Source organism: Citrifermentans bremense R1 (assembly GCF_000426865.1).
Taxonomy (GTDB): Bacteria; Desulfobacterota; Desulfuromonadia; order Geobacterales; family Geobacteraceae; genus Geomonas; species Geomonas bremensis.
On sequence record NZ_AUGE01000002.1, the window covers coordinates 158728 to 173006 of the forward strand.

At 61.6% G+C, this 14279-nt stretch carries 11 protein-coding genes; 7 read left to right on the forward strand and 4 right to left on the reverse strand.

Going from position 1 to position 14279, the window contains the following annotated elements; genetic code table 11:
• Positions 1 to 5: 5 nt before the first annotated feature.
• On the reverse strand, positions 6 to 1097 hold the full coding sequence (wecB, locus tag K419_RS0103100; RefSeq protein ID WP_026840286.1) for a non-hydrolyzing UDP-N-acetylglucosamine 2-epimerase: 1092 nt from the start codon (positions 1095 to 1097) through the stop codon (positions 6 to 8).
• Between the two features lie 552 nt (positions 1098 to 1649).
• Here wecB and K419_RS0103105 point away from each other — a divergent pair.
• From K419_RS0103105 to K419_RS0103135, 7 genes are all read left to right on the forward strand, one after another.
• Complete coding sequence (locus K419_RS0103105; RefSeq protein WP_026840287.1) at positions 1650 to 3485, forward strand: CheR family methyltransferase; 1836 nt, start codon at positions 1650 to 1652, stop codon at positions 3483 to 3485.
• Positions 3486 to 3519: 34 nt separating this feature from the next.
• Positions 3520 to 4053: a chemotaxis protein CheW gene (locus K419_RS0103110; protein ID WP_026840288.1), complete on the forward strand. Its 534-nt coding sequence runs from the start codon at positions 3520 to 3522 to the stop codon at positions 4051 to 4053.
• Positions 4054 to 4108: 55 nt separating this feature from the next.
• Entirely contained in the window at positions 4109 to 5845 is a 1737-nt protein-coding gene (locus K419_RS0103115) for a methyl-accepting chemotaxis protein (protein ID WP_026840289.1), read from the forward strand.
• Positions 5846 to 7885, forward strand: a complete 2040-nt coding sequence (locus K419_RS0103120) for a hybrid sensor histidine kinase/response regulator (protein WP_026840290.1) — start codon at positions 5846 to 5848, stop codon at positions 7883 to 7885.
• Between the two features lie 28 nt (positions 7886 to 7913).
• The gene (cheB, locus tag K419_RS0103125; protein ID WP_026840291.1) at positions 7914 to 9023 is read left to right on the forward strand and encodes a chemotaxis-specific protein-glutamate methyltransferase CheB; all 1110 of its coding nucleotides are present in this window, start codon (positions 7914 to 7916) and stop codon (positions 9021 to 9023) included.
• Entirely contained in the window at positions 8998 to 9369 is a 372-nt protein-coding gene (locus tag K419_RS0103130) for a response regulator (protein ID WP_012530817.1), read from the forward strand. The genes cheB and K419_RS0103130 overlap by 26 nt, the downstream gene beginning before the upstream one ends.
• Before the next feature lie 261 nt (positions 9370 to 9630).
• Positions 9631 to 9930: a hypothetical protein gene (locus K419_RS0103135; RefSeq protein WP_026840292.1), complete on the forward strand. Its 300-nt coding sequence runs from the start codon at positions 9631 to 9633 to the stop codon at positions 9928 to 9930.
• Here the strand turns inward: K419_RS0103135 and K419_RS0103140 are convergent.
• Genes K419_RS0103140 through K419_RS21500 form a run of 3 tightly spaced genes read right to left on the reverse strand, consistent with a single transcriptional unit; the run spans position 9862 to position 14191 of the window.
• Positions 9862 to 11514 carry a sensor histidine kinase gene (locus K419_RS0103140; protein WP_026840293.1) on the reverse strand — a complete coding sequence of 551 codons (1653 nt, stop codon included), beginning with the start codon at positions 11512 to 11514 and terminating at the stop codon, positions 9862 to 9864. The two genes, K419_RS0103135 and K419_RS0103140, sit on opposite strands and share 69 nt — an antisense overlap.
• Complete coding sequence (locus K419_RS0103145; protein WP_026840294.1) at positions 11511 to 12362, reverse strand: ABC transporter substrate-binding protein; 852 nt, start codon at positions 12360 to 12362, stop codon at positions 11511 to 11513. The genes K419_RS0103140 and K419_RS0103145 overlap by 4 nt, the downstream gene beginning before the upstream one ends.
• Positions 12350 to 14191: a TonB-dependent receptor plug domain-containing protein gene (locus K419_RS21500; protein ID WP_051292851.1), complete on the reverse strand. Its 1842-nt coding sequence runs from the start codon at positions 14189 to 14191 to the stop codon at positions 12350 to 12352. The genes K419_RS0103145 and K419_RS21500 overlap by 13 nt, the downstream gene beginning before the upstream one ends.
• Positions 14192 to 14279 lie beyond the last annotated feature (88 nt).

Here is a 14279-nt window from a genome sequence, read left to right on the forward strand (position 1 = left end):
GTGATTCATCGCCCTTCTCCAGCCAATACCTGCCAGATGCGCTCGGCGGCCCTGCCGTCCCACAACTGCGGCACCCTGGCCCGGCCCCGCTTCTCCAGGCTTAGCCGGTATCCCGCGAGGATCTTTTCAGGTGCCGTGCCGGCAAGGACGTTGGTCCCAATCTCTACCGTAATCGGGCGCTCGGTATTCTCCCTGATGGTTACGCAGGGAACCCCAAGCGCGGTGGTTTCCTCCTGGAGACCTCCGCTGTCGGTAAGGACTGCTTCGGCGTCCTTCCAGAGAAAGAGCGCCTCCCGATAGCCAAGCGGGGGCAGGAGGACCACCTTGCCGCTCAACTCGATGCCGTGTGCGCTCATCATATTCCTGGTGCGAGGATGGACCGGGAAGAAGATGGTTCTTTGGCGGGCCAACTCGTTGATGGCCTTGGCGATCCCCGCGAACGCCTCCCTGGAGTCCACATTGGAGGGGCGGTGCAGGGTGAGAAAGAGGTACGTCCCAGCCCCATTCTTCAGACGGTGGCTATCGAAGCTGGAGGAGTCCATCCCCTCCAGAAGCTTCACCTGTCGCAACAGGTTGTCGATCATCACGTGCCCCACCGCATGAATCCTTTCCGGTTGTTTTCCTTCCCTAAGCAGGTTCTCTACGCCGCTTTCCTCGGTAACGAAGAAGCTGTCGGATATGGCGTCGGTCACCATGCGGTTGATCTCCTCCGGCATGGCCAGGTCGAAGCTCCGTAACCCCGCCTCGACGTGCGCCACAGCAACCCCGCACTTCTTCGCCACGATACTGCAGGCAAGGGTCGAGTTTACGTCGCCCACCACCAGCACGAGGTCGGGCGACTCCTGCCTGCAGACCTCTTCGAAGGCGACCATAATGGCAGCCGTTTGCTCCGCGTGGCTTCCCGAGCCGACGTTCAGCGAATAGCGCGGCTCGGGGATTTCCAGTTCAGCGAAGAAGGTGCCGGACATCTCCTTGTCGTAATGCTGTCCGGTGTGAACGATGCTGCAGGCCACCGAAGGGTAGTCAAGGGAAGCGCGGTAAATAGGAGCGATCTTCATGAAATTGGGCCTGGCACCGGCGATGAGAAGGACGTTCATTAGGTTTCCTCCGGGATCCGGCGGCAAGAGCCGGGTTAGAGTTAGGTGGGACAAAAAGGTGTGCATGGGGACGGGGGAGGAGTCGGCAGCAGCCTGACCCCTGAAAACATTACTGAGTTTTAACATTCAAGAAGATAAATGCAACCGGGCTCCGGCGGCCGGCCAGGCTGCGGGTGCAGGTGCTCTAGAAAAAGTAACATGCAGCGGCTGCGGTTTTCATTTGAGGGTTATAACAATAAGGCGAACGACGCCCCCATCATGAGCAGAGGGCTCAAAGCCATCTCACGAGGAGGACCTGAGATGGCACAGCCCCCCCTCGCCCTCTCCCTCTGACCGGTACCCGCCGTCGCCCCCATTGCAAAGATCTAATTAGGACACAAACAACATTTTACAAAAGGAGATTTTTTTATTGACCAAGGGGAGACAAATAAATACTATCCGCGATGTCGATCACTTGGTCCCGCAGTCGGCGTTTTACGGCACGCCGCTTTGCCGCCCATCAGGAAGCCCAAGGAAGCTCTGGCACTTTTATTCCGCAAGAGGAACAGCCATTTGCCATTGCAGATTCTCCTCATAAGCGACAACGCTTCTTTTGCGGACTACCTGAACCATCTCCTGGGCGAGGCGGGACATGCGGTGACGACGCTTCATGACCCAAGCCAGGGATTTCCCGCGGTCAGGCGGCAAAAGCCGGAGCTGATCATACTCGCCCTTGAGCCGGCGAAGATTGCGCCTTTGGCCGTTGAGCACCGCGCCCATACGCCGGAACCAAGAGTCATCCCGGTGATAGTGATCTCGGAATGCCTGAGGCTGGAAGCAGAACTCTTGCACGTCTTCGATTTCATTCCCAAGCCACTCCAGACAAAACGTCTTTTCGACGACCTCGCCTCCCTTGCGCAGCGAAACGCGCCGTTGTGCACGCCTCACGAGATCGAAGAAGATCTTTGCTGCGAATTCTCCAAACACATCCTTAGTTGCACCGGGCTCCACTTCGAACAGCGCAACCGCGCCGCGCTTTTGCGCGGGCTCGCCAAGCGGATGTACGCCCTGCGCATCGGCAGCTATCGCGAGTACCTGGCCTACCTGAAGCTGCACGGCGAAGACCGCCACGAACTGCAGAAACTGCTGCAATTTCTCACCGTGGGAGAAACCTACTTTAACCGCTATCCCGCCCATTTCGCCGCCCTCAGGGAGCGTTTCAACCCGCCTCCACCCGCAGGCCGGCCGATAAGGATCTGGTCCGCCGGATGCTCCACCGGCGAGGAGCCGTATTCCATAGCGATCACCCTGATGGAGGCCCTCCCGGACTGGAGGGACCGCGACATCAGGATCATCGCCACCGACATCAACAACCGTTCGCTCAAACTGGCCCGCGAGGGGGTTTACTCCCCCTGGTCGCTGCGCATTACCCAGGGGGAGCAGATCCGGCGCTACTTCGACCGGGTCGGGCAGAGCTTCCTGATCAAGGACGAAGTGAAACGGCTGGTCAATTTCCGTCACCTGAACCTATCCGGTCCGGGCCGCGACGAGATGTGGCAGGATCTTTCTGAGCTGGACGCCATTTTCTGCCGCAACGTGCTCATCTACTTCACGCCGCAGGCAGCAGACCAGGTGCTGCGGCGCCTCGCCGGCGCGCTGAGGGTTTCCGGCCAGCTCTTCCTTGGGCACGCCGAGACGCTCTTGCAGCAAGACACCGATCTGGAGATACGGCGCCAGGGGAAAAGCTTCTTCTACCTTAAAACCGCGCCCCGCACCTCTCGTACGCCCCAACCCCCGCCCTGCGCGAAACCGGCGCCGCAAGCCATACCGAAACTGCCGGCTGTACCGGCACAGGCTGCGCCCAAGGCGGTTTCACCTCCCCCGCCGGCGCCCTTAGCCCCGCCCTCCCCTGCTCCGCTTGCCGTCGCAGCGGCCCGCGAACTCTTCGACCAGGAGGAATTCGACCGGGCACAGGAGCTGCTGGACCGGATACTCGCCGAAGATCCGGCTAACGCGGCGGCGCTGGTGCTGGTTGCCTTCATCCTGGCGGGCAAGGGAGAGCTGCAAGAAGCGCTCAAGACCTGCAGCAAGGCCCTGGAACTGAACGACCTACTGCCGGAGGCGTACTTTCTCAAAGGGGTAATCCTCGATGCCGAGGACCGCCTGGCCGAGGCGGCCGACGAGTATAGAAAGGCGCTCCTTTTGGAGCACGAGTTCGTCATGCCGCGCTACCACATGGGGAGGCTGCATCTGAGACAGGGGCGCCAGGCGGAGGCGGCGCGCGAGATCAGAAACAGCATCAGGATCCTCGCCCGGCACGACGGCAACGATACCGTACCCTTCTCGGGCGGCCTTACCCGGGCCGTCTGCATGATGCAATTGCAAAACGCCCTGGCGCAGGTCGCCTGAGGCGTTCATCTATGAGCGGCACAAGGGGTACCAGATGACGGGAAAAGAGGAAGCCTACGACATCCGCAGCATCCTGGGACAGATGCGGGAGGAGTACTGGCAGGCGCTTTCCGAAGAGGAGGTGCAGGCCCGGGAAGTGCTGGAGTGCCTGGTCTTCACCCTGGGGGGCGAGCGCTTCGCCTTCGAGACGCAGCATGCCTGCGAGGTGATCCGGGTACCGAAGCTGATCCGGGTGCCCGCGGTGCAGACGCTTATCGCCGGGATCTTCAACCTGCGCGGCGAGATCACCGCCGCCATGGACATCCGCCCGATGCTGGGGCTTGCCCAGCCCGAGATCGGCGCCGGCGGAAGGGTAGTGGTGGTGAAAAGCGAGCAGTTCGCCACCGGCATTCTCGTCGAGGCCGCACACGGGGTGCAGGGGCTTTGCTGCGACGGTTTCGAGCCTGCCATGGCGGGAGGGGCTAAGCGTTTCGTCAGGGGGCACTTCAACGAGCAGGACGGCTCCATCATCCTTTTGGACATGGAGGCGCTCCTCGCCGCGCCGGAGATCGTGGTGGGCGAGGGATAGAAACAAAGGGTTCTGGATTGTTAGATCAAAACTAAAGAAAGGCACGGGGATGGATATGTCCAACAAGCTATCGGTAAAGATCGTCAGCGTCCTGATCATGGTCATGATCGTCATCATGACCGCCTTCTCGGTGTATTTCGTCCGCTCGCGCAGGCAGAACATGGAGGAGGAGCTCCTCTCCAAGGGGCGGATCCTGGCACAGACGGGGGGCAAGTCCATGGAGCGCATCCTGGCCGAGGCGATAGCCAACCGGAAGCTCACCATGGAGCAGCTCTTCGATGAGCGCTACGTCCCGATCCCCAACACGGAGCCGCTGAAGTACCACACCCAGTACGACAGGTTCCTGGACGAGGCGGTCCAGGCCCTGGAGGATGAATTCCTCAAGGACGACCAGATCGTCTTCGCGGCTATGGTAGACCGTAACGGTTACCTTCCGACCCACAACAGCAAGTTTTCCGCCCCGCTCACCGGCGACCGGGAACGCGACAAGAACGCCAACCGGACCAAGCGCCTGTTCCAGGACGAGGTGGGGCTTGCCGCGGCCCGCAGCCTCGCCCCCTTCCTTAAGCAGGTGTACCAGCGCGACACCGGCGAGAAGATGTGGGATCTCTCGGTTCCGGTCTACGTCCAGGGGAAACACTGGGGGGCCTTCAGGATCGGCTTCTCGATGCAGAAGACCGAACAAAAAGGGGCGGACCTCAGAAACGAGATCGTGCTCAGCATGCTGGTCATGCTGATTGCCTGCTCGGTTACCATCCTCCTCGTGGTGAGCCGCGCGGTGAGGCCTTTGGCCAAACTGACCGCGGCCGCCCACCGCATCACCGGCGGGGAACTGGACGAGACCATTCCCGTTGAGAGCAACGACGAGATCGGGACGCTGGCCGAGGCCTTCAACACCATGACCACGGTGATCGTGCGCGACCTGAAGGAAGAGATAGGCCGCAGCGGGCGCCTGATCGCCTCGGTGAAGGAGGCGGTGATCCAGCTCTCCAGCGCGGCCAACGAGATGATGGCGATCTCGGCGCAGCAGGCCTCGGGTTCCACCCAGCAGGCAAGCGCGGTCCAGGAGGTGACCACCACCTCCGAGGAGATCGCCATCACCGCCAAGATGATCACGGCCAACGCGCGGAGCGTCGAGACCGTGGCCGAGGACACCACCAGCAACTGCAACAACGGGCGCGGGGACGTGACCAACGCCATCGAGGGGATGGGGCGGGTCCGCAGCCAGGTGGAGAGCATCGCCAGCAGCATGCTGGAATTGGGGGACAACAGCCAGAAGATCGGCGGCATCGTGGAGATCATCGACGAGATCAGCGACCAGACGAACCTCCTGGCCCTGAACGCAGCCATCGAGGCCGCAGGGGCCGGGGAGGCGGGCAAGCGCTTCGCCATCGTGGCGCACGAGGTGAAGAGGCTCGCCGACCGCACCGTCGAGGCGACCCGGCAGATCAAGGGGCTGATCAGCGAGATCCAGAGCGCCACCAACAACACCATCATGGTGACCGAGGAAGGGACCAAGGCGGTGGACTACGCCTCAAGCCTCGTGGACAAGGTGCAGCTCTCCTTCGCCTCCATCGTGGGAACGGCACAGGAAACGGCGCGTACCGCCAAGGAGATCTCGCTCTCCACCCAGCAGCAGACCTCGGCCTGCGAACAGATGGCCGAGACCATGAGCGAGGTGCGCGACGTGGCGCAGCAGGTCGCCATGTCTGCGACCGAAACCGAGCGGGCCATCGCCGAAATCCTGGAACTTGCCGAAAGGCTCAAGGAGATCACGGAGGAAGAGGCGTAGATGGGAAGCCGCTACCTCGAGATCTTCTGCCGCGAGGCCGAAGAGCATCTGGCCTCGCTGCAAAGCGGGCTCCTGGTCCTGGAAAGGAACCCGGAGCGGAGCTCGCTTTTGCACGAACTCTTGAGGAACGCGCACACCCTTAAGGGATCGGCGCGCATGGTGGGGCTATCCGACATAAGCGCCATCACCCACACCATGGAGGAACAGCTGAAGGGGATGGAGCGGGGTGAGCGGCAGGTTGACGCAGACGCCATCGACCTGCTTTTGAAAGGCGCAGACGCAGTGGCGCTCATCACCTCTGCGCTTTTGCGCGGGGAGGTCCCGGAGCTCGACGTGGAGCGCTTCGTCGCCGAGTACGACCGCGGCGAGCTTACCCGCCCGGCAGCCGCCGACACCCGCGAGGCCGCGGCCGAACAGCAAAGCGAGACGGTGCGCGCCAACGTGAAGACGCTCGACCACCTGGTGAACCTGATCGGCGAGATGATCATCAACAAGAAGCGGCTGGAGGCGAAGCTCTTAACGCTCAAGGAGATCGCCGCCTCGCTTCCCACCGATCAGGCCCAGGCCCTCACCCTTTTCCGCCGCGACCTTGAGGAGGACGTCCTCTACCAGGACTACCTGATCCAGGAGCTGCACGAAAAGGCGATGGCGCTCAGGATGCTCCCCTTGAGAAGCATCTCCGACGGTTTCGAGCGGCTGGTGCGCGACCTGGCCCAGCAGCTGGGGAAGGAGGTCCGGCTCCAGATCGCCGGGCACGGCATCGAGATGGACCGCGTGCTTTTAGAGGGGCTTAAGCCGATGCTGATCCACCTCCTTACCAACGCCGTCTGCCATGGCATCGAGCCCCCGCACGAGCGTACCGCGGCCGGCAAGCCGCGCGAGGGGGTGGTATCGCTTTCGGCGCGCCACGAGGGGCGCTCGGTCATTGTCGAGGTCGCCGACGACGGCAAGGGTATGGACCCGGCCAGGATCAGGGCGGCGGCCCTGGCCAAGGGGGTCATCGACCCGAGGGAAGCTGAGGCGATGGGCGACGAGGAGGCCCTCTACCTCACCTTCAGGCCCGGCTTCTCCACCGCCGAGATCGTCACCGACATCTCGGGGCGCGGCGTAGGCATGGACGTGGTGAAGCGGAACATCGAACGGGTCAAGGGGAACATCACCCTGACCAGCGAGAAAGGGAGCTTCTCGCGCGTCACCCTGCAGCTGCCGCTCACCCTCTCGGTGATCGAGGCGCTCCTGATCCGGTGCGGCGGTGAAGACTTCGCGGTTCCCCTCAACTACGTACAGGAGATCCTCAAGGTGCGCCCCGACGAGATCACCGTACTGGGAGCGAACGAGGTGATCAAGGTGCGGGGGGTTACCACTCCCCTTTACAGCCTCGCAGCGATGCTGGAGTTGCCGCGGCAGATGAAATCCTCAGCGACGCTGGCGGTTATCGTGCTGAAGCTTGCCGACCAGCGCATGGCCTGCCTGGTGGACGCGCACCTGGGAAGCTCGGAGGTCGTGGTCAAGGGGCTGGGGAAGCAGTTTCGCAGCGTCAGGTTCCTGTTCGGAGCCACCATCATGGGGGACGGCAACCCTGCCCTGATCCTGAACGTCCCCGACCTCTTCTCGGCAGCGGCAAACGACGGGCGCAGGGCGACCCGCAGCGGCGCCGAGCTGGACGAGGAGCGGCGCTTCAAGGTGCTGGTGGTGGACGACTCCATCACCACCCGGACCATGGAGCAGAGCATCCTCCTTACCCAGGGGTACGACGTGGTGACGGCCGTCTCCGGGGAAGACGCCTTGCAAAAGTGCGCGGATGAGGAGTTCGACCTGATCATCTCCGACGTGGAGATGCCGGGGATCAACGGCTTCGAGCTGACCCGCAACCTCAGGGAGTCGGAGCGCTACCGGGAGATCCCGATAATCATCGTCTCGTCGCTGTCGCGCGACGAGGACAAGAGGCAGGCGCTGCAGTCAGGCGCGCAGGCGTACATCGTAAAAGGCGCCTTCGACCAGGGGATGCTCCTGGAGACGGTGCAGATGCTGATCGGCTGACGGCAACGATTCGGCGGGGACGGTTTCGATGACCATAAGGATTCTGCTGGCGGACGACTCGGCTTTGGTGCGCCGGATCCTGAGGGACATACTGCAGGGGGAGGAGGATATCCAGCTGGCCGGCGAGGCCGGCGACGGAAAGGAGGCGTGCGAGCTGACCTTCCGGCTCAGGCCCGACCTGGTGCTCATGGACATCCGCATGCCGGTCATGGACGGACTGGAGGCGATCGAGGAGATCATGGCGCAGGCCCCGACCCCGGTGCTGGTCCTCTCGGGCGCGGTGGAGGCAAGCGAGGTGGAGCGCGCCTTCACCGCCATCAAGCGCGGCGCGCTCGACGTGATGGAAAAACCGGAACTGGGGAGCGCGGATGCGCTGGAGGAATTCCGGTGCCACCTGCTGCAGAAAGTGCGACTCTTGGCGCGCATCAGGGTCATCAGGCACCCGCGCCGCAGGCTGAGGCTCCCCGTCTCCCTGGAAGTCCCCTCTTTAGCGCCGGGCCACGATATCCTGGCGATCGGGGCCTCGACCGGCGGGCCGAAGGCGGTGATGACCCTTTTGAAGAGCCTCCCCGCCGGTTTTCCGGCAACCGTCTTCGTGGTGCAGCACATAGCCGCAGGCTTCGCCCCGGGCTTCGCCTCATGGCTCAACCGCGAGTGCACCCTGCCGGTCAGGATCGCCGTGGACGGCGGGAGATACCTCCCGGGCGAGGCGGTCATCGCGCCGGACGGCAGGCACATGACGCTTTGCGACGGGAAGATCAGGCTCGACAGCGACCCCGCGGTCAACTGCTGCCGCCCTTCCATCGACGTCTTCTTCAATTCCCTGGCCCAGGCGCGCTGCGACCGTGTGGTCAGCATCCTCTTGACCGGGATGGGACGCGACGGCGCCCTCGGGATGCTCCGGATCAAGGAAGCCGGAGGCACCACCATCGTGCAGGACGAGCCGAGCTGCGCCGTTTTCGGGATGCCGAAGGCGGCCATCTCCCTCCACGCCGTGGACCAGGTGCTCCCCCTGGATCTCATGCCTGGGGCGATCGCGAAGCTTTTCGGCGTCGCGGCCGGCAACGAAGCAGCACGACCAACGACCTTAGTGCAGATAAAGGAGGCAACTTGTGGCAAAAACGATACTGATCATTGACGACAGCGAGGTGGTCCTGACCATGGCCATGGACGCGCTGGTTCAGGCAGGATACGAGGTGCTCACCGCCACCAACGGCATCGAAGCGAACCGCTTCATCTTCTCGAAGAAGAGGCCGGATCTGATCATCATGGACATCATGATGCCGATGCTGGACGGCAACAAAAAGGCGAAGCTGCTCAAGGAGAACGAGGTAAGCAAGGACATCCCGATCCTGCTTCTTTCTTCCAAAAGCGAAAACGAGATGCGCGAGCTGGCGGCCGAGGCGGGGGCGAACGGCTACATCCTCAAGCCCTTCAGCGCGGAAGAGCTTACCGCGAAGGTGAAGAAGTCCCTGGAAGGGTGATCGTGCCGGGTGCCGCTGCGCCGCGATTGTAAAAAAACGAACAGTGAATTTTTTTACAGTTAAGGGGAAAACGCCGTGGTTTAGCCTACTTTTGCCCACCCCTTCCAGGAACTGTAAAAATTTTCACACCAGGCCCCGCAAAACGTGCTGCAGCGCCAGCTCCCAATCCGTTTAAAACGCGTCACTTTCCCCCCGGCCTTTTTGGCATGCATATTGGAAAGCATGTTTAAGCTGAACCAATATCAAGCACCGGGGGACACCATGGATCACCAGTACAGCATCATCAATCAATGCCTGCAGTTGCTGAAGCAAAGCGACATGCCGACCATTAAAAAGCTGCGCGTGGAGATACAGCTCATTCAGATGAAGCGGCTGCTTCTGAACGACAGCCTCACCAGCGACCTGACGCACAACAGTTGCGGGGACGACGTATTCGAGGGGCTCTTGAACCAGATGCGCAGGATATGCTGCGGGAGGTACGAGGGAGAAGCGTTAACCGACCTGATGGAGCGCATCGGCGGCATGCTGACCGTTCTGGGCGGAGACCATGCCGCGCACTGAGGCAGCGTGCGCGGTCGGGAGCACCACGCGGGCCATGGTCCCCTTCCCCGGAGCAGAGGTAAGCTGCAACCGGCCGCCGTGTTCGACGACGATGTATTGCGAGATGTAGAGCCCAAGGCCGCTTCCCCCCCGGTCCAGCTTGGTCGAGTAGAAAGGTTCGAATAGGTGCTCCATGGTTTCCGGCTTGATGCCGACCCCGTTGTCACTGACTTCCACCACCACCTCGCCGTTATGGGCATCATGGCGGGTGGTCAGATGCACCTCCCCCTCCCCGTCGTCAAGCGCCTGCATGGCGTTCAGGATCAGGTTGATGAGCACCTGCTCGATCTGCGACTGGCTTCCGGGAATCACCGGGATACCGGCGCCAAGGGAGGTCTTCAACTGCACGTCCTTCTTGATCTGGCAGGCGAGCACCGACAAGGCCGCAGACACAGCGGCGTTCAGCTCCAGTTTCTGGTGCAGATGTGCGTCGCCCCCCACCCCGTAGTCCCTGAGCCCCTGCACCACCCGCGCGATCCTCTCAGAATTCTCCACGATCTTTCCGGCGTTGTCAGCCATCGCTTGGCGCGCCTTTTCGAAGGGGACTCCTCCCAGGTAAAAATCCCCCTCCTCCTCACGGACGCGGTCTAAAAGCGGCACCGCATCGCTCCACACCTTCCCGATCATGTAACCGGAGAAGCGGATCGAGGCGTTGGGGTTGTTGATCTCATGGGCCATGCTGGAGAGAAGCAACCCCAGCGAGGTCATCTTGTTGGTCTGAATCAGCCGCGCCATGACCAGTTTTTTCTCTTCCTGCACCTCGAGCTTCATCGCCTTCAGGAGCTCTTCCTGCAGGGCGAGGTTCTCAAGCTCGCGCAGCTCTAAGGAGGCGGCCATGGCGTTGATGGCGTTGGCGGCGCGCGCCAGTTCGTCGTCCCCTTCCAGGTCGACCCTCGCCGAAAGCTTGCCCGAACCTATCTCCTCGATCCCCCCCATCAGCATGTTGAAGGATGAGGTGACCCGCTTGAGCACCTGGTAGCTGAGCAGCGAAACGGCCACCCAGAAAAGCGTCCCGATGGCAAGCGAGGCGGCGACCAGGTTCACCAGCCGCTCCCGCACCGCCGACATGTCGAGCAGCAGGTGCACCCTGCCGATCACCCGCTGCTTGTCGGTCTCCTGGTGGCCAAGGAGCACCGACTCAGGCGACAGCACCGAGCTGGGAGAGGTGATTTCCACCTCCATCTTGACCGTCTCCCCCTGAGGGATCTCTACCTTGCGTGCTTCGGCCGCCACCCTTCCCTGCTGGTCGATGATGAGGACCGAAACCACGGAGGATTGGCGCGAGGTGCCCTCGGCCAGCGCGGAAAGAGCCTCACGGTTTTCGGCGAAGAGCGGCAGGCGGGCGTTTTGCGAGAGGATGGTGGCAAGCAGCCTCCCCTCGCGCTCAAGCGTGCTGCGGTAGGCATTGATCTCGGTCAGAACGTAAAAGGTGACGAAGGCCGCCGTCAAAAGCGCAATGGTCCCGGTGAAGATCAAGTAGAGGCGGACCCGGAAACTCTTGGTGAAGGGGGAGAGCCGGAATTTCCTTTTAACTCTTTTCTTCATCGGCCGGTCACGCTGGAGAGCTTCAGTTGGCGCACCACCCCGTCGTTGGACTTGATTATCGCCCGGCGCGGGTGCTCGGGCGGGATCTCCTCGACCGGCTTCCCCTCCAGAACGCTCTGCGCCATTCCCCCAAGCTGTCTGCCGATGTCGAAACGGTCGATGGTGAGCGCTACCGCTCCTCCCATGGTGAGGTAGACGTCGGCGAAGGTGACCACCGGCACCCGTTCCCCCTGTGAGAAGAGGAAGTAGGCCTCGGTAGCGCCCGGCGAAACCGCCGTAGCGTCTGGGAGCATCCAAAGCGCGTCCACCTTCCCCCGCAACGACTGCAGCACCCCCGGGGTCTCCTTGGCCGCGCGCACCTCGCGCAGCACGAGATCGACCCGGCTGCGGGCTGCCACCGCCTGCGCCCGCTTCAGGTACGCGCCGCTGCGGGAAGGGTCGTACACCACCCCCACCTTCTGGCTCCCCAACGCCTCGAACACGGAGAGGTACCTGGACGGGTCGAGCAGCATGCTGACGCCGGTGGCCCATCTGCGCGGCTTGGGATTCAAGACCATCATGTACAGTACCGGCGTGCTGTTCTGCTTCTGGGCGAGAGCGAGGGCGCGGTCGCCTACTGCTACGATCAGCTTGGGGTGTTCCTCGCGCGTGATGCGGGTCACGTCGGCCTCGGCATATTCAGAGAGGACCACCCTTCTCATGCTGGCACGGCACTCGCGCTTGAAGCCGTTCACGGCCTCTTCGTACCCCTTCTCGTGCAGGGACTGCAACACCAGTACGTCGTAGCCAAATGCGGGAAGCGGGATCAACAACAGCAAGGCAAGCAGGAGGAATCTCAGAAGCTGCATCTGACCCCCATTTCCGCCCAGCGCCCCGGATTTGCGTAAATAGGGTCGATGTATTGGTAATCGTTGAACAGGTTTCGCAACGAAGCGAATACCTCGAGCGACACCCTCGAAAATTCAAAGGCCTTTCTCAGGTGCAGGTCCCAGATGACGGCCCCGTACCGTCCGGTTTCGGGCTGATCCCAATCTATGAAGCGGCCGTTGAGCTGAGCCTGAAAAGCCGAGTCGTCCTTGTACTGCAGGCCGATTTGCAAAGTATGCTTCGGAATTCCCCGCAGATGTGGGCCATTATCTCCCAGCGTCCCCCGAATGTAGGTATATCCGGCAGTGAGAGATGTCCTGAAGAAGGGAAGCGTCTTCGCTTCGAACTCGGCCCCCTCCTTCACGTGCCGCTGGTAAATTTCACCGTCTCTGAGGCCCGCTCTGACGTCCCAGGTGTCGTTTCGGAAGAGGGTCCCCTTCAACCACAAATAGGGGACGTCCCCGGTCTCGAATCCGAATTGCGAGGTCCAGACCTTTTCGGCGGAAGTGCTGCGGTTGAGCGAGGTAAGACTGTATCCTCTGGACGTATAGGCTCGCAGGACGCTGTTTTCAGTGAGCGCATAGGTAACGCCTAAACTGGGACTGAAGTGGTCTCCAGCCGAACCGGTACTGTCGAAGCGGGCGCTCGGGGTTACGGCGAAGCGCCCTAAGGTAATGGTATCGCTCAGATAGATGCCGGTGCGGTCGGCGCTGCGATTCAGCAACTCCGCTCGAACTATAGGGTTCTTCAGGTGCGCGGTGACGTGCTCGAAGTCGATGCCGAAGGCTATTCTCTGCAATTCATCGAGCCATGAGAGTTGTACGTTGGCCCCGCGACGGTCCTCGTCGACCTCGGTGACCAAGCTGCCGACGGTTGCAGGCGCAATCAGCCCCTGCCTCAAAAGCGTCATGTTCGACTTCCCTGCCACGAGCGTCGCGTCGACCTTCAGGTGGTCCATCAGCTGGTATTGCGCGGCCAGAGTCGAAATGACTAAAGTACTGTCCATCTTTCCCATGTCGGGCCCTGCGCCGAATAGGCCGCTTTTACCGTCCATAACAGCAGTGGTGAAGGTGAGGGTACCGCGGGCCGGCAGTTCGTACTGGAGTTTGCCGTAGAAGTTGTCCTTGTTGGACATGTTGCCGGAGAGTAGCCCGTCCGAGCGGACCGTCCCCCCGGTCAGATAGTAGCCGAAGCGCTCCTTGGTACCGCTTAGCTCCGCCCGGCCATCGAGCGTTTCACGTTGCCCGTAGGATGCGGATACCATCCCCCCCACCGTGCGTTCCGCATCGGGCAACTTCGTGATTACGTTTATCACCCCCCCCAGGGCGTTGCCCCAGGACGACGACGCCGCCCCCTTCACGATCTCCACCCGTTCGATCAATTGAACCGGGATCGAGCTGATATCGGGAAAATTGTCGGCAAGGTTGTTGATGGGAACACCGTCCAGAAGTACAAGGACGTGGTTGAAGTTGGAGCCCTGCACCTCGAGATTAACCGGGGTACCCGGCGTACGCGTCATTTCCAGTTGCACCCCGGTGACATAGGTCAGGATGTCCGCGAGCGTGTGGGCGTTGATGGCGGCTATGTCTTCCGATGTCACCACCGTTATGTTCTCGGCGGTTTGCGATGCGGGGCGCGGGGAACGGCTCCCGGAAAGGATTTCGGTCTCGGCGCCGTTATATAATTCAAGGGAACTTAAATCGTCTTCACAAACTGCCGATGAGATAGACAGCATCAGATAGAGGCAGCAAGCAAGCAGCACCCGCGTTGCTCTGACACAGAGATACGTAGAACAGTCAAATCCCGGCATCAATGACCCGTCCTTTTCAAAAAAAAATTAAATTTTATTATTGCACATCAATTAAAGCCATGCTAATCTACGCTGTCCGCAAAGTCAA

Bases quoted from the DNA above. Each gene is read 5' to 3' on its own strand.
- cheB (WP_026840291.1), top strand. From the start codon at position 7,914: ATGACCATAAGGATTCTGCTGGCGGACGACTCGGCTTTGGTGCGCCGG.
- K419_RS0103115 (WP_026840289.1), top strand. From the start codon at position 4,109: ATGTCCAACAAGCTATCGGTAAAGATCGTCAGCGTCCTGATCATGGTC.
- K419_RS0103135 (WP_026840292.1), top strand. From the start codon at position 9,631: ATGGATCACCAGTACAGCATCATCAATCAATGCCTGCAGTTGCTGAAG.
- K419_RS0103140 (WP_026840293.1), bottom strand. From the start codon at position 11,514: ATGAAGAAAAGAGTTAAAAGGAAATTCCGGCTCTCCCCCTTCACCAAG.
- K419_RS0103120 (WP_026840290.1), top strand. From the start codon at position 5,846: ATGGGAAGCCGCTACCTCGAGATCTTCTGCCGCGAGGCCGAAGAGCAT.
- wecB (WP_026840286.1), bottom strand. From the start codon at position 1,097: ATGAACGTCCTTCTCATCGCCGGTGCCAGGCCCAATTTCATGAAGATC.
- K419_RS0103110 (WP_026840288.1), top strand. From the start codon at position 3,520: ATGACGGGAAAAGAGGAAGCCTACGACATCCGCAGCATCCTGGGACAG.
- K419_RS0103145 (WP_026840294.1), bottom strand. From the start codon at position 12,362: ATGCAGCTTCTGAGATTCCTCCTGCTTGCCTTGCTGTTGTTGATCCCG.
- K419_RS21500 (WP_051292851.1), bottom strand. From the start codon at position 14,191: ATGCCGGGATTTGACTGTTCTACGTATCTCTGTGTCAGAGCAACGCGG.